The sequence below is a fragment of the Polaribacter dokdonensis genome, assembly GCF_024362345.1.
GTDB classification, from domain to species: Bacteria; Bacteroidota; Bacteroidia; order Flavobacteriales; family Flavobacteriaceae; genus Polaribacter; species Polaribacter dokdonensis.
This window is the reverse complement of record NZ_CP101505.1, coordinates 842,969-868,306: the sequence shown is the minus strand read 5'-3', so window position 1 is coordinate 868,306 and position 25,338 is coordinate 842,969. Positions and strand designations below refer to the sequence as shown.

The following is a 25,338-nucleotide window of genomic DNA, read 5'->3' as shown; positions in this document are numbered from 1 at the left end:
ATTGTATTTTTGCGAACTATATATCAAAAACGATTCCAAAGTATGGCAATTCCATCTAAATATGATGCAAGTAAGGTAGAAGATAAGTGGTATTCTTATTGGATGAAAAATAACTATTTTCATTCAACTCCAGATGATAGAGAACCTTATACAATTGTAATTCCTCCACCAAATGTTACTGGAGTTTTGCATATGGGTCATATGTTAAACAATACAATTCAAGATGTATTAATTAGACGTGCACGTTTACAAGGTAAAAATGCTTGTTGGGTGCCAGGTACAGACCATGCATCTATTGCAACAGAAGCAAAAGTTGTAGCTAAATTAAAAGAACAAGGAATTGCTAAAAGCGATTTAACTCGTGAAGAATTTTTGCAACATGCATTTGATTGGAAAGATGAATATGGAGGAATAATTTTAGAACAGTTAAAAAAGTTAGGAGCTTCTTGTGATTGGGAAAGAACTGCGTTTACCATGGATCCAGAAATGTCTGAATCTGTAATTAAAGTATTTGTTGATTTATACAACAAAGGGCTTATTTACAGAGGTTACAGAATGGTAAATTGGGATCCTGAAGCAAAAACCACCTTATCTGATGAAGAAGTAATTCACGAAGAAAGACAAGGAAACTTATATTATTTGGAATATAAAATAGAAGGTTCTGAAGATACCTTAACAATTGCAACTACAAGACCAGAAACCATTTTTGGAGATACTGCAATTTGTATTAATCCAAGTGATGAACGTTTTACGTATTTAAAAGGGAAAAAAGCAATTGTGCCTATATGTGGTAGAGTAATTCCTATTATAGAAGATGAATATGTAGATTTAGAATTTGGTACAGGTTGTTTAAAAGTAACACCTGCTCATGATGAAAATGATAAAAATTTAGGTGATAAGCATCAACTAGAAGTTATTGATATTTTTAATGATGACGCTTCTTTAAACTCTTTTGGACTGCATTATGAAGGTAAAGATCGTTTTGTAGTTCGTAAAGAAATCGCCAAAGAATTAGAAGAAAATGGTGTTTTAGTAAAAACTGAAGTGCATACCAATAAAGTAGGTACATCAGAAAGAACAAAAGCTGTTATAGAACCAAGATTGTCTGATCAATGGTTTTTAAAGATGGAAGAATTAGCCAAACCAGCAATTAAAGCAGTTTTGGGTGATGATACAGACATTAATTTATATCCAAAAAAGTTCGAGAATACATATCGTCATTGGATGGAAAATGTGCGTGATTGGAACATTTCTCGTCAACTTTGGTGGGGTCAACAAATACCTGCTTTTTTCTATGGAGATGGAAAAGAAGATTTTGTAGTTGCAGAAACTATTGAAGAAGCTTTAGTTCTAGCCAAAGAAAAAACAGGAAAATCAGATTTACAAACAACTGATTTAAAACAAGATGAAGATGCTTTAGATACATGGTTTTCTTCTTGGTTATGGCCAATGTCTGTTTTTGACGGGATCAGAAATCCTGAAAACGAAGAAATTAAATACTATTATCCAACCAACGATTTAGTTACTGGACCAGATATTTTATTTTTCTGGGTAGCTAGAATGATTGTTGCTGGTTATGAATATAAAGATGAAAAACCTTTTGAAAATGTTTATTTAACAGGTTTAGTTAGAGATAAACAAAGACGTAAAATGTCTAAGTCTTTAGGAAACTCACCTGATGCTTTAAAATTGATTGAAGAGTTTGGTGCAGATGGAGTAAGGGTAGGATTATTATTAAGTGCGCCTGCAGGAAATGATATACTATTTGATGAAGATCTATGTCAGCAAGGAAAAGGTTTTGCTAACAAAATCTGGAATGCTTTTCGTTTAATTAAAGGTTGGGAAGTAGATACAAGTTTAGCTCAGCCAGAAACTGCTAAAATTGGTTTAGATTGGTATGAAGCCAAATTTCAGAAAACCATTGTAGAAATAGAAGATCATTTTTCTAAATACAGATTGTCTGATGCTTTAATGGCTATTTACAAATTAATCAATGATGATTTTTCTTCTTGGTTATTAGAAATTGTAAAACCTGCTTATCAACATCCAATAGACAAAATTACGTTTGATGCTATAATTCAAGTTTTAGAAAATAACTTGAAAATACTACATCCATTTATGCCTTTCTTAACAGAAGAAATTTGGCAATTTATAGCAGAAAGAACATCAGAGGAAGCATTAATTGTAGCTAAGTATCCTGCTCAGAAAGAGTTTGATTCAGCAATAATTAATGATTTTGAATTTACAACAGGTGTAATTTCTGGAATTAGAACTATTAGAAAAGATAAAAATATCGCCTTTAAAGATGCAGTTGAATTGTTTGTTGTTAACAACGCTAATTCTTCAACAAAGTTTGATGGTATTATTCAGAAACTGACAAATACATCATCTATTAGTTATGTTTCAGAGAAAGTAGATGGAGCTTCATTTAGAGTAAAATCTAACGAATATTTTGTACCTATTTCTGCAGCAAATATTGATGTTGAAGCTGAAATTGAAAAACTATCAGCAGAGTTAAAAAGAGCTCAAGGTTTTCTTGTAGGTATTCAAAAGAAATTGTCTAATGAACGTTTTGTAGCTAATGCTCCAGAAAAGGTAATTACTTTAGAACGTAAGAAAGAAGCAGATACTTTAGCTAAAATTGAAACCATAATTGGTAGTTTAAATTCGTTAAAATAAATTAGAATTTATCATTTAGTTAAATTTAGGTATATTTAATTTCTCCTAAAAATAAAACGAAATGAGAAATTTAATTTTACCAGTATCACTATGTATGTTAATGATAACCTCTTGTGTTTCTAAGAAGAAATATGTTGAGTTAGAAAATAAATATACAGATACAAAAGGCAATCTTCAAAAATTGCAATTAAAACAAGAGGAAATAAATAGAAGAGTAGAAATTTATAATGACAGAATAAACTCTCTTAAAGATGACAATGCTAATTTAGAAGAAGAAAACGAACTAAAATTTGATGTTAATAGCGATAATATTGTAATTTCTAAAAAAGGAAGAGATATTATGAATGCTACTTTAGCTAAGGTTAATCCTGAAAAATTAGCTAAAGCAAAAACATTAAAAGACTCTTTAAATTTAGCTTTATCATATAATATAATTTCACAGACTTTGGGTGAAGCAGAACTGTTAAATTCAGATGAGTTAGATATTGATATCGATGAAACTGTAGTTATGATTTCTATTTCTGATAAACTATTATTTAGTACTGGAAGTTATAGAATTAAAGAAAGTGCCTATTCCTTAATTACCAAAATAGCTGATATAGCAGAGGCAGAACCTAGTATTGATATTATGATTGAAGGGCATACAGACTCTCAAACAATTAGTAATGCAGCAGTTCAAGACAATTGGGATTTAAGCGTAAAAAGAGCTACATCAATTGTTCGTTTATTACAGAACAAATTTAAGATTGATGGTAATAGGCTAATAGCATCAGGAAGAGGTGATACAGTGCCTTTATTGCCTAATACATCATCTGAAAATAGAGCTAAAAACAGAAGAACGAGAATTGTAATTCTACCAAATATTAATAAGTTTTTTGCACTGTTAAATAGTGAAAACTAAAGGGTATCTAATATTTGAAATAAAAAAAAACACTCCTAATAGGAGTGTTTTTTTTATGAAATATATTTTTTTAAATTTCTGATTTTCCATGATTTTTGTAAAACTGCATAACAATTAAAGAACCAACCACAGAAGAGGCAATACCTTCAATTACAAGCGTAAATAACAATTCAAAAATAGATACGTCTCCACCTATTAAAAATGAATTATTCATAGTACTTAAAAATTCTGGATCAATAAATTCAATATAAATTAGAACTCCTAATGTAGATAATAAAACCCCTATAATCGATGTTCCAAAGGCAACTCCTGCATTTTTAGCATACCCAGTTACATTGTTTACTTCTACATTTGTTTTAACCGCTTGTCTAATACCAATTAAAACAAATATTAGATTTAGAAATCTTAAGTATGGGTTACCTTCTAAGCCTAATGCTTTCGAAATAAGAAAGAATCCTCCAATCATTAAGACTATTAATATTGCGTTTTTTATGATAATTTTTTCCTTTGACATAGTGTTTAGGTTTTTTAGTTAATCCTTAAACAAAAGTAGTTAAATTTTAACAAAACTCTCTTAAAGAAAGATTAAAACTCAGTTTGTGAAGGAATTTCAAAGAGTATTGCAGTAATTACGTTGTTTTGTAATTTATTTTGTTTAATGCTTAATTTGTTGGTTAATAGTAGTTTTTATAACTTTTCTAAAACCAATTGTAGCTAATAAACCAATGATTGGTATTATTGTAAATGCACTAAACAAATTCTGGTATTCAACTACTGTCGGATTTTCTCCTAACATATAACCATTAAATAAAGACATAAAAATATCTGGAGTAAAGCCAACAACAGAAATAATTCCAACTAAGGTACCTGTGAATTGAATTGGTGTTTTGGTTTCTTCTATAATAGCAAAATACAGTCCTCTTAAAGAATAAGTACCTAAAGCCATAAGTATAAATGTGCTAAATGATAGTACAATTGGTAATGAATTAAATAGGCCAAACCCTAAAGTAATAGAAGCTAGAATTAATAAAGAAAAACTAGGAATTATAATTTTTGATGGAACAAATTTATCAGCAATCCACCCAATAGAAATTGCAGCAATTGGTCTTATATATTGAATTAGAACAGCAAAATAAGTAGCTTCTTCTAAACTGTAGTTCCATACATCTTTGGCATATGTGCCATAAACGCCTGTTAATTTGTAAGAGCAATAAGCACAAAATATAATAATTGAATGGTAAATTACTTTTTTCTGTTTCATTAAGTTAAATCCCTTTTTAAAATCAAACTGAAACTCTTTACTGTTTTCAAATTTTGATTTTCCTTTTGGTATAAAAATCCATACCAACAGTGCAATTAAAAATACAATTGCAGTGATTGAACCAATAATATATTGTAAGGTTTCAACCTTATTTTCAAATGTAATCTCCACACCTTTTTCAGGAAAGAAGAAGGTTAGAATTCCTGCTCCAGATAAAGCAATTGTAGCTGCAAAAAAGCCTCTTCCTCCATCTAACAAGCCAAAAGAAATACCTTGATTGTTTTCATTTCCCCATTGTCTGGTTGCTTTTATTAAAGATGCCCAAAAAAGCAAAATAGTTGATATTCCCCAAAAAGCATATAATGCTTTTAGACCGTTAATAGTCGGAATTAAAGTCATCCAAAAACCACCTAAGGCAGTAAGGATTAGTGATAAGGTTAATAGCTTTCTAGGCTCATATTTATCAGCTATAAATCCACCAAAAAAATAAGAAAATACAGCAGTAATGCCATATAAAGCTTGAGCTTCACCAATTTGCGCATCAGAAATTACAAAGGCATCTCTTATTACTGGCTTAAAAACTCGCATTAAAATAAAGGGTAATAAAAAAATAGCTTCTCCTGCAATTATTAAGGAGAACATAGATGCAATTTTGTTTTTTTGTATCAAAGTTTTCGATGTTAGACTTTAAAAATACGAAAACAAAAATAGTATCAACTTTTATTATAGTAAAGCTTCCTTTAAAATGGTTATTGGGTGTTTTGCTATTCTCTCTGTTCCATCAAAAATTTGATGCCTGCAACTAGTTCCTGCAGCTACAATTTCTGTATCTGGGCTGCAGTTTCTAACCTTAGGGAATAAAGTGTCTTCACCAACTTGCATAGAAACATCATAATGTTCTTTTTCATAACCAAATGAACCAGCCATTCCACAACAGCCTGTATTCATAATAGTAACTTTATAATTTTTAGGTAAATTCATTATTTGAAAACTAGAACTTATACCTGATAAAGCTTTTTGATGACAATGTCCATGAATTTTCAACTCCTTTTCTTCTTGAGTAAATAGTTGATGATCTATAGCACCTTCTTTAATTTCGTTAGCTAAAAATTCTTCGAAAGTAAAGGTGTTTTTTGCTATTTGTTCAGCAGTACTTTTGTTATCTGCTAAACGTAAATACTCATCTCTAAAGGTTAAAATGGCTGAAGGTTCAACACCAATTAAAGGAGTCTCTTCACTTATAATATCTTTAAAAATTTCAATATTTAGATTACATACAGCTTTTGCCTCATTCAAAAATCCTTTAGAAATAAAACTTCTACCAGATTCTTCATGGTTTACAATTTTTAAATCGTACCCTAATTTCTCTAAAAGAATAAACGCATCTTTACCAATTTCTACATCATAATAATTGGTGAATTCATCGCAAAAAAGATAAACAGTTTTCTTTGTATTCTTTATGATTTTATTTCGATTAGCATACCATTTTTTTAAAGTCTTTGGGGCTAATTTTGGGACACTTCTTTCTTGAGCAACTCCCATAACTGCTTTAGTTAAAGAAGTGTTTAAAACTAGATTTGTAATTGCAGGTGCAATACTACCTAACTTGTTATACTTTGCATTATTTGCAAAAAGTTTATTTCTAAAAGAATACCCATTTTCTTCTTGATATTGATATAAAAACTCAGCCTTCATAGTAGCAACATCCACATTACTTGGGCATTCAGAAGCACATGCTTTACAGCTTAAACATAAATTTAAAACCTCTTTTAATTCGGTTGAATTAAATTTATTTTGCTTTTTGTTATTAGTTAGAAGTTCACGTAAAGTGTTTGCTCTAGCTCTAGTTGTATCTTTTTCATCTTTAGTAGCTCTATAACTAGGGCACATAGTTCCACCAGCTTCAACAGGTTTTCTACAATCTCCAGAACCATTACATTTTTCAGCCATTCTTAAAATACCTTGGCTATCAGAAAAATCTTGAATTGTTTCAATTTCTGGTTCATTACGATTTATTTCATATCGTAAGTTTTCATCCATAGCAAATGCATCTGTAACTTTACCTTTGTTAAAAATGTTATTAGGATCAAAAGCCTTTTTAATACGTCTTAATAATTGATAATTTCTATCACCTATCATTAAAGGAATAAACTCAGCTCTAACAATTCCATCTCCATGTTCACCAGAAAATGAGCCTTTGTATTTTTTTACTAGTTCTGCAGTTTCTGTTGTTATTTTTCTAAACAAAACAACATCTGCTTTTTTCTTTAAGTTTAAAATTGGTCTTAAATGCAATTCTCCAGCTCCTGCATGTGCATAATACACAGCATTTTGCTGATATTTTGCCATAATTTGGGTAAACTCTTCAATATAACTTGGTAAATCTTCTAAAGCAACAGCTGTGTCTTCTATACAAGCAACCGCTTTTTGATCTCCAACCATATTTCCTAAAGCACCCAAACCAGCTTTCCTTAAATAATGCACTTTAGCAATATCTTTACCATAAACTTTTGGTTGATGATATCCGAAATTGTTTTTCTCTAAATCTGCTATTAGTTTATCTGCCAATAACTCTGCTTCTGGTAAAGTATTTGCAGCTACTTCTAACATTAAAACAGCTTCTGGATCTCCTTGTAAAAAGAATCTATTTTTAGCTAATTCTCTATTGTTTTTTGTACAATCTAGTATGGTTTTATCCATTAATTCACAATTGTACAAATTATGATTCATGGCAACCACAGTTGCTTTTAAACTTTCATTTATACTTTTAAAATGCGTACAAACCATAATGCTTTCAGTAGGAGGTAAGTCATCTAACTGAAAAGTGATTTCTGTCGAAAAAGCCAAAGTACCTTCACTACCAGTTAAAAACTTAGCAACATTTATAGTTTTTTCTAACCCACCAAATAAGTCTGACTTTAAAAATTCATCTACAGCATAACCCGTATTTCTTCTGTGTATTTCAGGTTTTGGAAATTCGTTATGAATTTCATTTTGATTTTCATGGTTAGAAAGTTCATCAAAAATTGATTTATAAATTTTACCTTCTAAAGTATCTAGTTTTGTTTTCTGAATAAATTCTTCTGAAGAAATCTCTTTAAAAATTGCTGAACTTCCATCACTTAAAATAGCGTTGATTTGTAAAACTTTATCTCTTGTAACCCCATATTTTATAGAGGTACTACCAGATGAATTATTACCAACCATTCCACCAACCATACATCTGTTAGACGTTGATGTATTTGGTCCAAAAAATAAGCCATAAGGTTTTAGAAATCCATTTAAAGAATCTCTTACTATTCCTGGTTGAAGTGTAATGGTTTTAGAAAGTTCATCAAAAGCAAGAATATTGGTAAAATGTTTAGAAACATCTACCACCATTCCATCTCCTACACATTGCCCAGCCAAAGATGTACCTGCAGTTCTTGGTATTAAAGTAATGTCGTTTTTAGTAGCAAAATCAATTAACGTTTTTAAGTCTTCTTCATTTTTAGGATAGGCAACCGCTAATGGTATTTTTCTATATACAGAAGCATCTGTTGCATATAATGTTTTATGCAAATTATCGTATAAAACATCACCAGAAAGTGAATTGTTTAAGCTGTCTAAAGTTGTATTTGAGATCATTGAGTAAGGTGAACTATCTTACTTACAAATATCTGAATAATATTATCAAATACAGCAACTAGAAAAAAGGTTTCACCATTTTTATTAATTTCATAAAATGATGCATTTCTTTCTTCTAAAAATGAATTAAGTTGAAAAATAGTTAATAATTGCTATTAATTAGTGAGCAATATTGATCAATTTCGATTCATTTAAACCATTTTCATTTGTAAAACGAATAAGGTAAATTCCATTAGAAATTTTACTTGTGTCTAGGGTAATTTCTGCAGCAGAATTAGTTGTCTCTTTAGATAAAATCAGTTTTCCATCTAAACTAAAAACCTCTATATTTTTAATATTTAATTTAGAAGATATTGATAATTCATGATCAGCAGGAATTGGATAAATTGATATTTTATTCTCGTTAAAAGTGTCTGTTGATAAACTTGTAGACTCTCCATAAAATTCAACCTCTGTAATATTTGTCCAAACACTTTTACGCGAATTTCCATCAGCATTAAAACGTCCAAAACCAATTAATTTTACATAACGTGCATTTTGCGAAACTTGGTAGGTATCAAAATCCGTTCTTGTACCAGTTGTGGTTGTAATCATTAAGTCATTCGAAGTTGGTAGTAATTTTACAAAATCTGATGAATTTGTTCCTGTAGTCGAAGTCCAAATTTGCAAACCATAAGCATCAGATTTATCATCTGTAGCAACCTGAATTAAATCTAGTTGATATTCATCATTTAAATCAAAAATTAGAAACTCTCCATCGCCTTTATAATCTCCAGATAATAAATCACCATCATCTGCTGTCCACTGAGTAGAGAAATTTTTATCTAATGCGTTCGTTGCAAAATTAGTTTTACCATCTGTATCTTGTTGTTTTGAATAGGAATGAATGGTTACTGGAGCTCCATTTGTACCAGAATTAATAAGTGTGTATAAATCTGTTAAATTAGCTCCTTCTTGATTTACGGTTAAAGTTCTAACAATATCATCTCCACCTGCAACTTGAGAAAAAGTAACAGAACCTGTTCTAGTGGTTGTTTCTGTATTTTCAGATAAACTAACTGTAACTATAGCATTTCCAGTACCAGAAGTTGTATTAATAGAAATCCAATTATCATTAGCAACTGCTGTCCAACTTACATTTGCAGTAACATTAACTTCTTTACTAGCTGCAGAAGCCGTAAAAGTTTCTAAACTACTAACCGTTAAACTTTCTGATACTTCTATAGTACAATCTCCATCTGTAATACCTTCTCCTAAATTATTGGTAAAGCAAGCTCCAATTCCATAACCAACCATGGCATCTGTGGTTGCTACATAAGAGCCAAGGTTTGCACCTTTGTTATTTGTTAAAGTTCCAGAAAAACTAAATAATTCTCCATTTGCTGTAGCTGTAATTCCAGATTCTTCTGAGAAACCTGCATTTGTAGCTCCTAAAGTAGTACCTGCATAAATATTACCTGAATAGGTTAATGTTGTTCCTAAATCTGAGTAAGAAGTATTCGTATCACCTGAGATTAAATCTGATAAATTAGCATTGCTAGCTTCAAAATATATAAGATTATTATTTACGGTTCCTGTAGGATCTGTGCTTCCTTTATCTGTGTTATAAAAAAAAGGAGCGTTTGTATTAACCAAGGTATTATTTGAAACATTTATATTTTGTGATTTTTGATATCCATTAGAAACATCGTCTGAAGTACAAGCAACATCAGCATTTGCACTACCACCTATAAATGTGATACCATTGTTCCATTTTGCTTGATCTTGAACTGTAATACAATCTTGAATATAATTGTTGGTAATGTTATGATTGCTATCTGTAATTCTGATACCCCCAGTTCCATCTACATTTTCACCTAAGAAGATATTACCATCTACAGTCGCATTAGAACCATGTCTCAAAACCAAAGATCCTCTGCATCTTCTAAATGTGTTATTGGTAATAGTGTTTCCCTTGCTTTTATTGGTGATAATTTCGTTTTCACCATCAGATTGTACAAAATAATTATTGCTGATGGTTACATTACTATTTACCATTTGATAAGAACTAGTTCCAATTCTAATGGTTTCACTATCACCTGCATTAGAAAGCTGATCTCCATTGGTTTTTCTGCCATATAAATCTTCCATTTTTTGAAAGTTATAGAAGTAGTTTTTAGTAATTATATGACCAACTTCTGCACAGCTATTATTTACCTCAGGTTCACCATCAGCAACTTCAGGAAACGCATTATATGAATATTCACCTAAAATAATTGCACCAGAACTAACCTTATTTAGAAAAGAACAGTTAATTACTGTATTATATGTTCCATATAATACAATCCATCTGTGTTTTGTGATTTGCTCATTTGCTAAATCTTCTGCTAATTCTGAAGGTTCTATTCCTAAACCATCTATTACACAATTTTGAATTGTACTATGATGTGCGAAATCTTGTCCATTTCTAAATTCTATAAAATTACTAGCTCCATAGCCACCTTTCCAATGAAAACCGTCTACAATTAAATACTCTCCTGTTGCAACTTTTACACCATTCTCAGATTCACCACCAATGGTTAATCTTGGACCACCAGTGAATACTACACCTCCAGGAGTTTCTGCTCTAAAAGTTACAGGATTATCTGCAGTTCCAGAACCCAAAAACTGAATTCTTTCATCTGTAGCGTAAGTTCCGTTTTTAAGAATTATAACATCACCAGGTTCATAGATTACATCTCTTAATTTTTCAGGGTCATCTATATTATAAGTAGTTTGAGCTTCTATTTTAAGAGCTAAAAAAAATAAAACAATACAAAGTAGTTTTTTAAACTGATTTGAAAAAATAAGTTTCTTGACGAATTGAGGGTTCATAGTTAAAGATTTTAAGAATATATTTGGTAAACCAAATTGGTTAACCAAATATATTAAAAATAATTAACACAAAAATTATACTTTATTCTATATCTTAATAATCTTGTTAATTAGCTGTTTACCGTTTTTAAAATAGGTTTTTAAAAAGTAAATTCCTTTAGCATAAGTACTTAAATCAATCTTTCTTTTATACTTATTAATAATAGTTGTTTTGGATGAAATAGCGTTAACTATTTCAATTCTATTAAAGTTGTTTTCATCTGTAACTTTTAAATTTAGATAATCTCTTATTGGGTTTGGAAAAATTCTTATTTCTTCATTTTCATTAAACTGAAAATTATCTGAAGTTAAAATAGATTTTGAGCTTAATGGTTCAATTTTAAAATAATCTATAACCATTGTGTGATTTCCAGACCAATTAAATTCACCTGCCCAAGGTAAATGCCTGTAGCCAATAATAACTTCTGCCCAACCCTTGGCAATATTCGTGTTAAAAGATTCTTGCAAAACATCATCAATAAAGAAATCTACTTCATCAGCTCTCCAATCAATAGTATAAGTGTGAAACTTATCATCTACTAAAGACACTTTTTTGTTATTCTCATCTACAATTGCTTTTGCAGAACCTGTAAAGGGTAGAGCTGTATTTTCATCTGCATCTCTCCAAGTATTGAACCTTGCATCTGTCCATCCATTTGGAGGTAAGGTTTCATGTGGTGCAGCATTTTTGTCATTTGCAACTAATTCTATATCAACCTCATTAAAAGTAGAACCAACTTGATGATATGTAAAAATGAATGCGACTAAACCTCCATCTACTGGAGCTCCTTTCATTCTAACTTCTAATCGATGATTTTCCTTAACTCCACCAAATACTAAAGTTTGATAAGGATAGGTAGCATCAGTATCGTTTGAAATATCTGCATCAACAGTAATATATGCTTTTCCATCACCAGGAATAAATTTACTCCATTCTGTCTGATTTGGGTTTATATCGTTAAAGAATTTCCAATATGAGTCTGCAGGAATATTACTAGGATATCCAATATTATCAAAATTCTCAATATAATTCGTTTGTGAAAAACTTAGCAGATATTGTGAGAAGCATAAGGATAAAAATAGTAACCTTTTCATTAAAAGATTTCTTTATTTGTTGTTATTCAGCAATATAAATAAAAATTTTTATTTATTTATTTACCATAAACTGAATATGTTAAATTTTTTAAAAGGCTAAAACAATATTAGATCAAAGCATAAATAAATTTACGAATTCTTATCTTTGTTAGATAACCAAATTTTAATAAAACAATGAAAAAACTGTTCGTTTTCTTTTTATTATTTTCAATATACAGCAATGCACAAGATTTAGACTTATCTTACTATTTGCCTGCTGAAAATTACGATTCTAGTATTCCAACACCTAAAGAAATTATAGGGCATGAGGTAGGTGAGTGGCACATAACTCATGATAAGTTAGTAGAGTACATGAAAGCACTAGCAGCTTCAACTGATAGGATTTCTATAGAAACAAGAGGAAAAACCTATGAAGGTAGACCTTTATTATTGCTAACAATCACATCATCTAATAATCATAAGAATTTAGATCAAATTAGAAAGCAGCATATTGATGCAACCAATGATGCTTCTTTAAGTGTAGATAATCCTATTGTTGTTTATCAAGGTTTTTCAATTCATGGAAATGAGCCAAGTGGATCTAATGCAGCTCTTGCAGTTGCATATTATTTAGCAGCTTCTAAAAGCACAAAAACACTAGAATTATTAGAAAACACAGTTATTTTATTCGACCCATCTTTTAATCCTGATGGTTTACAACGTTTTGCATATTGGGCAAATACAAATAGAAGTAAAAATATTAATCCAGATCCTAATGATAGAGAATACTCAGAGATTTGGCCAAGAGGAAGAACCAATCATTATCAATTTGATATGAATAGAGATTGGCTGCCTGTACAATTGCCAGAAAGTAAAGCAAGAATAGCAACTTTTCATAAATGGTTACCAAATATTTTAACAGATCATCATGAAATGGGCAGTAATTCTAGCTTCTTTTTTCAACCAGGAATTCCTAGTAGAACAAATCCATTAACGCCTCAAATGAATCAAGATTTAACCAGAGAAATTGCAACTTATCATGCAAAAGCTTTGGATAAAATAGGTTCTATGTATTATTCAGAAGAAAGTTTTGATGATTTTTATTATGGTAAAGGTTCTACTTTTCCAGATATTAATGGTAGTATAGGTATTTTGTTTGAACAAGCAAGTTCTAGAGGTCATGCACAAGAAACTTCAAACGGAATTTTAACTTTCCCATTCACAATAAGAAATCAAGCAACAGCAGCATTTTCTACATTAGAAGCTGCTAACAAAATGCGTTTAAAGATTTTAAAATATCAACAAGATTTTTATAAAGAAAGTAGAAATACAGGTGCTAAAAATGCCATTGTTTTTGGAGATGAAAAAGATGCTGCAAAAACGTTTCATTTAGCAGAGGTTTTAAAAAGACATCAGGTTAAAATTCATGATATTAAAAGTGATTTTACTCAAAATGGAAAAAACTTCAAGAAAGGTTACAGCTATGTTGTGCCTATGAACCAAAAGAATCACAGGTTAGTAAAAGCTATGTTTGATGTAAGAACTACATTTAAAGATAGCTTGTTTTATGACGTGTCTGCTTGGACATTTAATCATGCTTTTGATGTAGATTATGCAGAAAATGTTTCCTTATCTAAAGCAGGTAATGAAATTACAAACCTAGAAATGAAAGCTGGTAATGTGTCATTTAAAAGTGATTATGGTTACTTAATGCCTTGGAATGAGTTTTATGCTCCAAAAGCTTTACATGCCATTTTACAAAAAGGATTAAGAGCAAAAGTTTCTATGAAGAACTTTAAAAATGGTGGAGTATCTTATGAATATGGTACTATTTTTATTCCTGTTCAAAATCAAAAATTAGATGCTTTAGAGTTGTTTACTTTTTTAGGTGATTTAGCAAATGAAAGTCATATTGATATAAATGCAGTAAGCACTGGTTTAAATGATGGTATAGATTTAGGTAGTAACAATTTTAGAGCCATTACTAAACCTAAAGTAGCCATGATTGTTGGTGATGGAGTTGCAGGTAATGATTCAGGAGAAATTTGGCATTTATTTGATCAACGTTTTGATATGCCTATAACACGTTTAGATACTCGTAATTTTAATAGAATGGATATTGCAAAATATACTCATATTGTAATTCCAAGTAGTGGTTTAGAAAAAGCTGCAATTACCAAATTACAAACTTGGGTTAGAAATGGTGGGGTTTTAGTTGGCTACAAAAATACTGCAAGGTGGTTGGCTAGCAATAAGATGATTAATATTAGTTTTGAAAGAGCAAAAAGAGATTCTATAAAAAATGTGTCTTTTGAAGATAGATCATTAAAATCAGGAGCTCAGGTTATAGGAGGTGCTATTTTTGAAGCAAATTTAGACAGATCTCATCCCATAAATTTTGGTTATAAAGATGATAAGTTGGCTTTATTTAGAAACTCAACTATGTTTATGAAAGCTGATAAGGATAGTTATAATAACCCAATTCAATATACATCTAAACCATTATTAAGTGGTTATATTTCTAAAGAAAATGCAGAAATAATTCCTAATACTGTACCTTTTAAAGTAAACAGATTTGGTAGAGGTAGAGTTATTGTATTTACAGACAACACCAATTTTAGAGCATTTTGGTTCAGTACAAACAAATTGCTAATGAACGCCATTTTCTTTGGTGATAAAATGTAGAAGAGTTCTAGTTTGATTAATTTATAATCAGAAAAAAATCGTAAAGTTTAATTGTAAGCTTTGCGATTTTTTTATTGAAAATAGTTGATTTTTTTTCTTGTAACAAAACAAGAACATATTCGTCTAATTTGTATCACCAACTAAATATAAATGAGTTTTTTTAGAGTATTATTTGCTATAATTTTCCCACCATTATCAGTTATAGATAAAGGTTGTGGATCTTTTATTATTATTTTTTTGCTAACACTTTGTGGCTGGATTCCAGGGATTATAGGTGCACTAGTAATTTTAAATAATCCTAAGAGTTAAGATACTTGCTCACCATTTTTAATGGTTTTACTAGGCTTTAATAATACTACCTTATCATCATCAGTATAAACACCTAAAACCAAAACTTCGCTTTTAAAATTTGCAATCTGCCTTGGTTTAAAGTTGACAATGGCTGAAACTTGTTTCTGTAATAAATCTTCTTTGGTGTATAAATCTGTTATTTGAGCACTTGACTTTTTTATTCCTAAACTCCCAAAATCTATGCTTAATTGATAAGCAGGTTTTCTTGCTTTAGGAAAATCATTCACTTCAATAATCGTTCCTACTCTTATATCAAGCTTTAGAAAATCGTCAAAAGTAATTTCATCTTTCATTTTTACTTGTTTTTTTTGCCCAGTTTTTGAATCACCCAAAGAGGACCAATTAGTAAAAATTCTAAATCTTTTAAGAATGATGGTTTTGCACCTTCTACTTTATGACCATAAAACTGGCCAATCCAAGCTAAAACAAATACTGCTATTGAAACATAGAGTAAGTTGGTAACATTACTAATCCAAAAATTACCTATAATGCATAATAAAATAACAAATAGCATTTCTGTAAAATACCAAAACCCCAATTTTAAATAAAAAATTGAAATAAATATTGTTACAACAACTGCCCAATTTTCTAATAAAGGATTGTATAAGCCTAAAGTATTTTCTAAAAAAGTGGTTGGAATGCTCATTAGCAAACCAATTACACTAAAAAATATTAATGGTACACAAATATAATGTATGGTTTGGTTGGTTTCATTTTGATGACTAACAGCATATTCATCAAAGTACGCTTGTGCAGATTTCATAAACTTTATATTAAAAAATTAAAGGTACTATTTTTTAAAATTAAATAAAATCAATTTATGTAGAACTAAATCATTGCCAACCTTTTCTTTGTATTAATTGCTCTATATGCGCATAATGATGCTGACAATGCCAAGCATAAATGCCAATATTTTCTTTTAATAATGTTTCTTTATTTCCTGAAGGATGAATAAAAGTTTTTGCTAAATCTATATCTGATAATCCTCTTAAAAAATAAACCCATTTAGAATGCAAAGCCTTTAAAGCATCAATAGAAAGTAAAATTGGTGCAGATTTTGAGTCTTCTAATTCTGCCCATTTTTCTTCATAATACGCCTTTATAACTGGACTATCTTCTGTTAAAGCCCATTTGAAGCGAGTATAAGAATTATGGTGACTATCATAACAATGATGAATTACTTGTCTTACTGTCCAACCATTTTCTCTATAAACAGTATCTAATTGATTGTCAGATAAATTTTTTACCAAAAATTCTAATTCTTGAGGAAAACGCTCAATATCAGAAATCCAATTTTCAATATTTTTTTGAGTGATATTCTCTGGTATTTCAACCAAACCAATAGGGTATCTTAATGAATCTATTTGCATTTATTTCTTTGTTAATTTTTCTAGAAACTTTTTAGAGTTTTTATTCTCAGAATTAATTTCTAAAGATTTTTTAAAGTTTATAATAGCATTTAAAGTATCTTTTTGTAAAAAATAAGCTTCTCCTAAACTATTATACACATTAGAACTTTTAGGATACAGAGCTACATTAATTTTGAAAAGCTCTAGGGCCTTATCATTTTCATTTTTTCTTATGAATTGATAACCTAATCTATTAATTTTATATTCTTCTATTAGAAAGTTTGAAGAATCTTTTTTCTGAATTGTTAAGTAGGCTTCCTTTGCCTTATCATATTCTTTTGCTTTAAAATATTCATTAGCAGTTTTCTCGCCAGAATTCATTTTTTCAAAATAATATTGCTGACCATCATGTTCTACTTTTTCAGCCAATTTAATATGCATTTCTGGCTTACTCACAAAAAGCATTTTTTCATTTAGTTCTTGCATGTAAAATGCACTATCATTTACTTTTAATAGTTTTATATCATCATTTCCTCTCCATTTTGCATGCATTTCTCCATTTTCAAAATATATTTCTAAGACTTCATTTGCATTAAATAAATACCTACCTGTTGTTTTATTTATAAATTCTTCAGAATTTTTTTGAGAAGTACAACTTATAAATAGAATGATTAAACTTAAAATGTAAACGTATTTTTTCATGATAGTATTTTTGGTTGATTTGTTATAAGACGATTGTTTCATACAAAATGTTACATGAAGTCAGGACAAACAACTCTAATTATAGGTTTAACTAAAGTATAAAAAAAATTAATGAAGTTTAAAAAAGATAGACATCGTATTTTAAAATGATATAATATTCTGATAATCAATTTTATATGTTTACCTCAGTTGAATGAGTATAGTACTTGTTTAAGCTGTAATCAATCTTAAAATTCATTTTAAACTTATTTTTGGTAATTGATTGAAAACAATTAAAAATGGCAAATACATTATTTGATAAAGTTTGGGATGCACATGTTGTTCGTAAAGTAAAAGATGGTCCAGATGTTTTATTCATCGATCGTCATTTTATTCACGAAGTAACAAGTCCTGTTGCTTTTTTAGGATTAGAGAGCAGAGGAAACAGTGTTGTTTATCCAGAAAAAACTTTTGCAACAGCAGATCATAACACACCAACTATAAATCAACATTTACCAGTTGAAGACCCTTTATCTGCAAATCAGTTGAATGCTTTAGAAGAAAATGCAAAAAAATATGGCATTTCTCACTGGGGTTTAGGAGATAAAAATAACGGAATTGTACATGTTGTAGGTCCAGAAAACGGAATTACTTTACCAGGTGCAACTATAGTTTGTGGAGATTCTCATACATCTACACATGGAGCTTTTGGAGCCATTGCTTTTGGTATTGGAACAAGTGAGGTAGAAATGGTATTGTCTACACAATGTATTATGCAACCTAAGCCAAAAAGTTTACGAATTAATGTAAATGGAAGTTTAGGAGTTGGAGTTACACCTAAAGATGTGGCTTTATATATCATTTCTAAATTATCAACTTCTGGTGCTACAGGTTATTTTGTAGAATATGCAGGAGATGTTTTCAAAGAAATGTCGATGGAAGGTAGAATGACAGTTTGTAATCTTTCTATAGAAATGGGTGCAAGAGGAGGTATGATTGCTCCAGATGAAAAAACCTATCACTATATAAAAGGCAGAGCATTAGCACCAAAAGGTGAAGCTTGGGATAAAGCCATGAATTATTGGCAAACATTATATACAGAAGATAATGCAGAATTTGATGCAGAAGTAACTTTTGAAGCTTCAGATATTGAGCCAATGATTACTTATGGTACAAATCCAGGAATGGGAATTGGAGTAACTAAATCAATTCCAAATGCTGATGATACAGATAGTGGAGCAAAATCATACAAGAAATCTTTAGCCTACATGAATTTTGATGAAGGAGATGCAATGTTAGGTAAAGAAATTGATTTTGTATTCTTAGGTTCTTGTACAAATGGAAGAATAGAAGATTTTAGAGCTTTTTGTTCTATAGTTGAAGGGCGTAAAAAAGCAGATAATGTTACTGCTTGGTTAGTGCCAGGTTCACATAAAGTTGTAGATCAAATAAAAGAAGAAGGTTTAGATAAAATTATAGAAGAAGCTGGTTTTGTATTAAGAGAACCAGGTTGTTCTGCGTGTTTAGCTATGAATGATGATAAAATACCTTCAGGTAAATTATCAGTTTCAACTTCAAACAGAAACTTTGAAGGTAGACAAGGTCCTGGTTCTAGAACTTTATTAGCTTCTCCTTTAGTAGCAGCAGCATCTGCAGTAGAAGGTGTAGTTACAGACCCAAGAACAATTTTAGCTGCTAGCTGCTAGTTATTGGCTATTAGAAATAAGATTAATTAAAAAGCTAAAGGCAAATAAGCCATAGCAAAAACAATAAATTACTGCCAACAGCTAAAAGCTAAAGGCTAAAAGCATAAAACAATGGCTTACGATAAATTCGACGTTTTAACAAGCACAGCATATCCATTACCAATAGAAAATGTAGATACAGATCAAATAATTCCTGCTCGTTTTTTAAAGGCGACAGAAAGAGTTGGTTTTGGAGATAATTTTTTTAGAGACTGGAGGTACAATCAAGATGGATCACCAAAAGCAGATTTTCCTTTAAACAAAGAAATTTATGCAGGTTCTAAAATTTTAGTAGGTGGTAAAAACTTTGGTTCAGGTTCTTCTAGAGAGCATGCAGCTTGGTCTGTTTATGATTTTGGATTACGATGTGTAATCTCTTCTTTCTTTGCAGATATTTTTAGAAATAATTGTTTAAATGTTGGTGTTTTACCAGTGCAAGTTACAGGTGTTTTTGCAGATAAATTATTTGATGCAATAATGGCTGATCCTAACACAGAAATTAAGGTTGACTTACCAAATCAAACTGTTACTTTAGTGGCTACAGGTGAGTCAGAACCGTTTGAAATCAATACTTACAAGAAAGACAATATGTTAAATGGTTTTGACGATATCGATTATTTAAAAAATATCGAAGATGAAATCTCTGCTTTTGCAGAAACAAGACCATTTTAATTCATTTCTAAATTATTGTAATGGCTGTAAGAAATATTGAAATAATGGATACAACTCTAAGAGATGGAGAACAAACCTCTGGAGTATCTTTTTCAGTTTCAGAAAAGCTAACTATTGCCAAACTTTTACTAGAAGAGTTAAAGGTTGATAGAATAGAGGTTGCTTCAGCACGTGTTTCTAAAGGAGAGTTAGAAGCTGTTCAAAAAATTACAACTTGGGCTGCATCACAAAATGTTTTAAATAAAATAGAAGTATTAACTTTTGTTGATGGTGGAAAGTCTATAGATTGGATGCTAGAATCTGGAGCAAAAGTTCAGAATTTACTGACTAAAGGTTCTTTAAATCACTTAACTCATCAACTTAAAAAAACACCAGAACAACATTTTGCAGATATAAAAGCTACTATAGATTTAGCAGCCAAAAATGGTATACAAACTAATGTTTATTTAGAAGATTGGTCTAATGGAATGCGTAATTCTAAAGCATACGTTTTTCAATATTTAGATTTTATTCAAACTCAAAATATAGAAAGACTTCTTTTACCAGATACATTAGGCGTTTTAACACCAGAAGAAACCACTAATTTTATTGCAGAAGTTCATCAGAAATTTCCAAAACTACATATTGATTTTCATGGTCATAATGATTATGATTTGGGTGTTGCAAATGTTATGAATGCTATTAAAGCAGGTGCTCATGGTTTACATTTAACAGTAAATGGAATGGGTGAACGTGCAGGAAATGCACCAATAGCAAGTGCTATTGCAGTGATAAACGATTTTTTGAGTGATGAAGTCTCTACAAATGTTAACGAAAAAGCTTTAAACAAAGTAAGTAAGTTAGTAGAAACTTTTTCAGGCTTTAGAATTCCTGTAAATAAACCTATTGTTGGTGCAAATGTATTTACGCAAACAGCAGGTATTCATGCAGATGGAGATAATAAAAACAACCTTTATTTTAATGATTTAATGCCTGAACGTTTTGGTAGAAAACGTAAATATGCATTAGGTAAAACATCAGGAAAAGCAAACATTCAAAAGAATCTACAAGATTTAGGATTAAGTTTAAATGATGATGAGCTAAAAAAAGTTACACAAAGAATTATAGAATTAGGAGACAAAAAGGAAGTGGTTTCTCAAGAAGATTTGCCTTATATAATTTCTGATGTTCTAGATTCTAACACTATAGAAAAAAGAGTAGTTGTAGAAAATTATGTTTTAGGGCATGCAAGAGGTTTAAAACCATCTACAACTTTACAGTTAAGAGTAGAAGGTGTTTTGTATGAAGCACATGCTCAAGGAGATGGACAGTTTGATGCCTTTATGAACGCCTTAAAAAAACTATATAAAACTCATAGTAAAAAAGATTTACCAAAGTTGATTGATTACGCTGTTAGAATTCCTCCTGGAAGTAATTCTGATGCATTATGTGAAACAATTATTACTTGGAGCAGAGATAAAAAAGAATTTGTTACTCATGGTTTAGATTCAGATCAAACAGTATCTGCAATAAAAGCTACAGAGAAAATGTTGAATATTATTTAAAGTAAACAAGCTAAAAGCGAACAGAAAATGAAATTAAATATAGCCTTATTAGCAGGAGATGGAATAGGCCCTGAAGTTATAGATCAAGCAGTAAAAGTTTCTGATGCAATTGCAGAGAAATTTAATCATGAAATTAATTGGAAACCAGCATTAACAGGTGCAGCTGCTATTGATGCTGTTGGAGAACCTTATCCAGATGAAACTCATGATATTTGTATGGCTTCAGATGCTGTGTTGTTTGGTGCAATTGGGCATCCACGTTTTGATAATGATCCATCAGCAAAAGTACGTCCTGAGCAAGGTTTATTAAAAATGCGTAAAAAACTTGGCTTATTTGCCAATGTTAGGCCAACATTTACTTTTCCATCACTTTTAGATAAGTCACCTTTAAAAAGAGAAAGAATTGAAGGTACAGATTTAGTTTTTTTACGTGAATTAACAGGTGGAATATACTTTGGTGAAAAGGGTAGAAGAGATGAAGGTGAAACAGCCTTTGACAATTGTGTTTACACAAGAGCTGAAGTGCAAAGATTGGCTAAAAAAGGTTTTGAATTAGCCATGACTCGTGATAAAAAATTATGTTGTGTAGATAAAGCCAACGTTTTAGAAACATCTCGTTTATGGAGAGAAACTGTGCAAGCTATGGAAAAGGATTATCCAGAAGTTGAGGTCTCTTATGAGTTTGTAGATGCAGTTGCAATGAGACTTGTGCAATGGCCAAATAGTTATGATGTTTTAATTACCGAGAATTTATTTGGAGACATTTTAACAGATGAAGCTTCTGTAATTTCTGGTTCTATGGGTTTAATGCCAAGTGCATCTTTAGGTTCAGATATTGGTTTGTTTGAGCCAATTCATGGTTCTTATCCACAAGCAACTGGTTTAAATATTGCAAACCCTATGGCTACTGTTTTATCTGCAGCAATGATGTTCGAAAACTTTGGTCTTCAAGAAGAAGGTAAAGCAATTAGAGATGCTGTAAATAGTGCTTTAGAACAAGGGATTGTAACTGAAGATTTATCTGAAAATGGTAAATCTTATGGTACTTCTGAAGTTGGTGATTGGCTAGCAAAAAATATCTAAAATAATAAAGGCCTTTAATACTTATTTAGTTTTTAGAAAGGTATTAAAGGCTTCATTGATTTGCAACTGAGCTAAATCTAATATCTTCTTATTTTTTAGATTGCTGGTTAGTAATGATAATTCTGTGCAAGCTATTATTATATGAGAATCTAAAGAATATTTCGAAATTAAATTCTTGTAGTTTTTCATATCCAAACTAGACTCTTCAGAATTGTAAATTTTAATTCTTAGGTTATTTACTAACTCTTTATCATCATTTGAAATGCTTTTAACTTCTATTTTCGCATTTTTAAAATTAAAAGATAAATATTCAGATTGCATAGTGTAATTGGTTCCTAAAATTACAACTGAGGTAATTTTATTTTCAATACAGTTTTTGATTGCTAGTTCTATAGGATGAAGTAGTGATACATTATGATTTACTTTATCTAAAGTTTCATGTAAAGTAATGTTTGGAACAAGCCAATGCTGAACTTTAAATTTCTCAATTTCTTTTAAAATTATGTTTACATTAGGTATTAGCTTTTCGAAATTATTTGGCAAATATGGATTTAATCGATTAAAATCAATTTGATAATTTAAAAAAGGAAAGGTGTGATAATCACCATAATAATTATGCATCTTTTGATGTAATTGATTTGAATAGAAGTTTGTAGAACGAACTCCTAAACCCAAAATACCAACTACTGTATTCATTTTTTTATTTCTTAGTTAAAATATAATCAGCAAAATATTTATTGCTATCACTAAGTTTACCTGAAATTTTTAAGGAAGTATTTGCCAATAAACCTTCTATAATCTCATTATTATATTTTCTTGAATCTTCTGTATGAATTTTTTCATCCTTATCAAACAGAAAGCTTTTCTGTAAACTTTTAATCTCTACCTCTTGTCTTTCTTTACTCACCAAAAAACTTCTGGCTATGCCTTCACTTTCTGTATAAGTTGCTAAATGATTAAACTTATCTACATCAAAATTGGCTTCTAATTCTTTATTGATACGTGTTAATAAATTCAAATTGAAGCTTTTTGTAACTCCAGATTCATCACTATAAGCAGGTAGTACAATGTCTTTATTTTTGATTAAATCTGCACCTAAAAGAATTATGTCCTCTTTATGCATAGCATTTCCTAATTTTTCAAGAAACTGTTTGGCTTCATCATCAGACATGTTTCCTATATTAGAGCCAAGAAATAGAATAATTTTTTTGTTTTTATGCGATTTTAAATCATCTAAAACATTAAAGTAATCACCTTGCTTGGTTTCTACTTCCAAAGTTTTAATTTCTTTATTTAGACTAGTTTTTAAGTTGTTTAAGGCATCTTTAGAGATGTCTATAGGTAAATATTTAAATTGATATTCTTTTTCTACTAAATCTCTTAAAAGTAATTTGGTTTTAATTCCATCTCCTGCACCAAGTTCGATAATATCAAATTTAATATCTTTATTTATGTTTAAAGATGTAATGATTTCATTTGTTTTATTTTTAAAAATTTCGTGCTCAGCTCTTGTTAAATAATATTCTGGCATGTGCATAATTTTTACGAAAATTTGATCTCCAATTGCATCGTAAAAATATTTAGAAGGTAATGCTTTAGATGTCTTGCTCAAGCCTTCGTTTACATCTTTTTTAAATTTCTCTTTCATTTATTTAGCCAATCTTATTCCTGTAAATTGCCACTGAGTATTTGGGGCAAAAAAGTTTCTGTAGGTAGTTCTACTATGATTTTTTGAGGTTGCACTAGAAGCACCTCTTAAAACCATGGTGTTTATCATAAATTTTCCATTGTATTCTCCAACAGCTCCATCACTTATTTTAAAATTTGGGTAAGGCAAATAGGCAGAATTCGTCCATTCCCATCTTTGTCCCCAATTTAAATTATTAGCAGCTGTTTCCCACTCAAATTCTGTAGGTAAACGCATTCCTTTCCAAAAAGCAAATGCTGATGCTTCATAAAATGATAGGTGACAAGCAATTGCATTGTCATCTAGTTTTATCAAACCAGATAACGTATATTGATACCAAACATCATTTATATGTTCCCAATATAAAGGTTTACTAATTTTATTTTCTTGCAACCAATGCCAGCCATCATCTAACCAATATTTTGAGTTTTTATAACCATTATCTTTTACGAATTCTAAGTATTCTTTATTGGTTACTAGACTTTTAGAGATTTTAAAAGGTTCTAAAAAAACGCGATGTTTGCCTAATTCATTATCAAAACAAAAGGTATCAGAATTATGACCAATTTCATAAATTCCTTCTTTTATTTCTAGCCAACCTTCATGAGAATTTGTGTCATTTACATAATTTTCATTTTTGTAAACTGGGTATAATGGATTTTTAGAAAATGTATATTTTAAATCGGTTAACAATAATTCCTGATGCTGTTGCTCGTGATTTAAACCTAGTATTGTAAGTGTATTGACCTCTTTAATTTCTTTACTCAGTAAACTTAGCATTTTTTCATCTACATACTTTCTGTAATCCAAAACTTCTTTAACGGATGGTCTTGTGAGTAAACCTCTTTCATGTCTTGCAATTCTTTTACCTATTGTATTGTAATAGCTATTAAATAAATAGGAGAACTCTTTATTATATACAGTATAATTTTTATCATACTTCAATAAAATCATTTGTTCAAAAAACCAAGTAGTATGAGCTATATGCCATTTTGGAGGGCTTGCAAATGCTGCAGATTGAGGTGTAAAATCTTCTAATTCTAAAAAGCTACAGAGGTATTCTGTGTGATTTCGAACACTCTTATAATTCTTAATAATATTTATCAT

General features: G+C 30.1%; 20 protein-coding genes. 8 read left to right on the top strand and 12 right to left on the bottom strand.

Annotation, left to right across the window (positions count from 1 at the left end; genetic code table 11):
- Positions 1–42 precede the first annotated feature (42 nt).
- Both LPB302_RS03995 and LPB302_RS03990 read left to right on the top strand, forming a co-directional pair.
- Positions 43–2,679 (top strand): valine--tRNA ligase, encoded by a 2,637-nt coding sequence (locus LPB302_RS03995; protein ID WP_053975032.1) that lies wholly within the window; start codon positions 43–45, stop codon positions 2,677–2,679.
- A gap of 61 nt (positions 2,680–2,740) precedes the next feature.
- The gene (locus LPB302_RS03990; RefSeq protein ID WP_053975031.1) at positions 2,741–3,580 is read left to right on the top strand and encodes an OmpA/MotB family protein; all 840 of its coding nucleotides are present in this window, start codon (positions 2,741–2,743) and stop codon (positions 3,578–3,580) included.
- Positions 3,581–3,650: 70 nt separating this feature from the next.
- Here the strand turns inward: LPB302_RS03990 and LPB302_RS03985 are convergent, their stop codons facing one another.
- The 5 genes from LPB302_RS03985 to LPB302_RS03965 all read right to left on the bottom strand — a co-directional run bounded on the left by LPB302_RS03985 (position 3,651) and on the right by LPB302_RS03965 (position 12,455).
- Positions 3,651–4,094 (bottom strand): DUF4199 domain-containing protein, encoded by a 444-nt coding sequence (locus LPB302_RS03985; protein ID WP_053975030.1) that lies wholly within the window; start codon positions 4,092–4,094, stop codon positions 3,651–3,653.
- A 141-nt stretch (positions 4,095–4,235) separates the two neighbouring features.
- Positions 4,236–5,483, bottom strand: a complete 1,248-nt coding sequence (locus LPB302_RS03980) for an MFS transporter (protein WP_053975376.1) — start codon at positions 5,481–5,483, stop codon at positions 4,236–4,238.
- Between the two features lie 81 nt (positions 5,484–5,564).
- Positions 5,565–8,468: an FAD-binding and (Fe-S)-binding domain-containing protein gene (locus tag LPB302_RS03975; protein ID WP_053975029.1), complete on the bottom strand. Its 2,904-nt coding sequence runs from the start codon at positions 8,466–8,468 to the stop codon at positions 5,565–5,567.
- A gap of 159 nt (positions 8,469–8,627) precedes the next feature.
- Positions 8,628–11,321 (bottom strand): chondroitinase-B domain-containing protein, encoded by a 2,694-nt coding sequence (locus LPB302_RS03970; RefSeq protein WP_053975375.1) that lies wholly within the window; start codon positions 11,319–11,321, stop codon positions 8,628–8,630.
- Positions 11,322–11,408: 87 nt separating this feature from the next.
- The gene (locus LPB302_RS03965) at positions 11,409–12,455 is read right to left on the bottom strand and encodes a family 16 glycosylhydrolase (protein ID WP_053975028.1); all 1,047 of its coding nucleotides are present in this window, start codon (positions 12,453–12,455) and stop codon (positions 11,409–11,411) included.
- 174 nt (positions 12,456–12,629) lie between these two features.
- Here LPB302_RS03965 and LPB302_RS03960 point away from each other — a divergent pair, with 174 nt between their 5' ends.
- Together LPB302_RS03960 and LPB302_RS03955 are read left to right on the top strand one after the other, a co-directional pair.
- Positions 12,630–15,119 carry a M14 family zinc carboxypeptidase gene (locus LPB302_RS03960; RefSeq protein ID WP_053975027.1) on the top strand — a complete coding sequence of 830 codons (2,490 nt, stop codon included), beginning with the start codon at positions 12,630–12,632 and terminating at the stop codon, positions 15,117–15,119.
- Positions 15,120–15,269: 150 nt separating this feature from the next.
- A complete protein-coding gene (locus tag LPB302_RS03955) occupies positions 15,270–15,428 on the top strand; it encodes a YqaE/Pmp3 family membrane protein (RefSeq protein WP_074613561.1) in 159 nt (52 codons plus the stop codon).
- On the opposite strand, the gene LPB302_RS03950 is transcribed toward LPB302_RS03955, so the two are convergent.
- From LPB302_RS03950 to LPB302_RS03935, 4 genes are all read right to left on the bottom strand, one after another.
- Positions 15,425–15,763: a tRNA-binding protein gene (locus tag LPB302_RS03950; protein WP_053975374.1), complete on the bottom strand. Its 339-nt coding sequence runs from the start codon at positions 15,761–15,763 to the stop codon at positions 15,425–15,427. The genes LPB302_RS03955 and LPB302_RS03950 overlap by 4 nt on opposite strands.
- A 2-nt stretch (positions 15,764–15,765) precedes the next feature.
- Positions 15,766–16,233 (bottom strand): Mpo1 family 2-hydroxy fatty acid dioxygenase, encoded by a 468-nt coding sequence (locus LPB302_RS03945; protein WP_053975026.1) that lies wholly within the window; start codon positions 16,231–16,233, stop codon positions 15,766–15,768.
- A gap of 70 nt (positions 16,234–16,303) precedes the next feature.
- The gene (locus LPB302_RS03940) at positions 16,304–16,840 is read right to left on the bottom strand and encodes a YfiT family bacillithiol transferase (RefSeq protein WP_053975025.1); all 537 of its coding nucleotides are present in this window, start codon (positions 16,838–16,840) and stop codon (positions 16,304–16,306) included.
- Positions 16,841–17,521 carry a tetratricopeptide repeat protein gene (locus LPB302_RS03935; protein WP_053975373.1) on the bottom strand — a complete coding sequence of 227 codons (681 nt, stop codon included), beginning with the start codon at positions 17,519–17,521 and terminating at the stop codon, positions 16,841–16,843.
- A gap of 278 nt (positions 17,522–17,799) precedes the next feature.
- Between LPB302_RS03935 and leuC the strand changes: the two genes are divergently transcribed.
- The 4 genes from leuC to leuB all read left to right on the top strand — a co-directional run bounded on the left by leuC (position 17,800) and on the right by leuB (position 22,544).
- Positions 17,800–19,206, top strand: a complete 1,407-nt coding sequence (gene leuC, locus LPB302_RS03930; protein WP_053975024.1) for a 3-isopropylmalate dehydratase large subunit — start codon at positions 17,800–17,802, stop codon at positions 19,204–19,206.
- Positions 19,207–19,317: 111 nt separating this feature from the next.
- Positions 19,318–19,917 carry a 3-isopropylmalate dehydratase small subunit gene (gene leuD / locus LPB302_RS03925; protein WP_053975023.1) on the top strand — a complete coding sequence of 200 codons (600 nt, stop codon included), beginning with the start codon at positions 19,318–19,320 and terminating at the stop codon, positions 19,915–19,917.
- 20 nt (positions 19,918–19,937) lie between these two features.
- On the top strand, positions 19,938–21,461 hold the full coding sequence (locus LPB302_RS03920; protein ID WP_053975022.1) for a hydroxymethylglutaryl-CoA lyase-like TIM-barrel protein: 1,524 nt from the start codon (positions 19,938–19,940) through the stop codon (positions 21,459–21,461).
- Between the two features lie 27 nt (positions 21,462–21,488).
- Complete coding sequence (gene leuB / locus LPB302_RS03915; protein WP_053975021.1) at positions 21,489–22,544, top strand: 3-isopropylmalate dehydrogenase; 1,056 nt, start codon at positions 21,489–21,491, stop codon at positions 22,542–22,544.
- 21 nt (positions 22,545–22,565) lie between these two features.
- Here leuB and LPB302_RS03910 read toward each other — a convergent pair whose 3' ends face one another.
- The 3 genes from LPB302_RS03910 to egtB are packed head-to-tail and all read right to left on the bottom strand — an operon-like array spanning position 22,566 to position 25,338.
- The gene (locus tag LPB302_RS03910; protein ID WP_053975020.1) at positions 22,566–23,240 is read right to left on the bottom strand and encodes an aspartate/glutamate racemase family protein; all 675 of its coding nucleotides are present in this window, start codon (positions 23,238–23,240) and stop codon (positions 22,566–22,568) included.
- 4 nt (positions 23,241–23,244) lie between these two features.
- A complete protein-coding gene (locus tag LPB302_RS03905; protein WP_053975019.1) occupies positions 23,245–24,192 on the bottom strand; it encodes an L-histidine N(alpha)-methyltransferase in 948 nt (315 codons plus the stop codon).
- On the bottom strand, positions 24,193–25,338 hold the full coding sequence (gene egtB / locus LPB302_RS03900; protein WP_053975018.1) for an ergothioneine biosynthesis protein EgtB: 1,146 nt from the start codon (positions 25,336–25,338) through the stop codon (positions 24,193–24,195).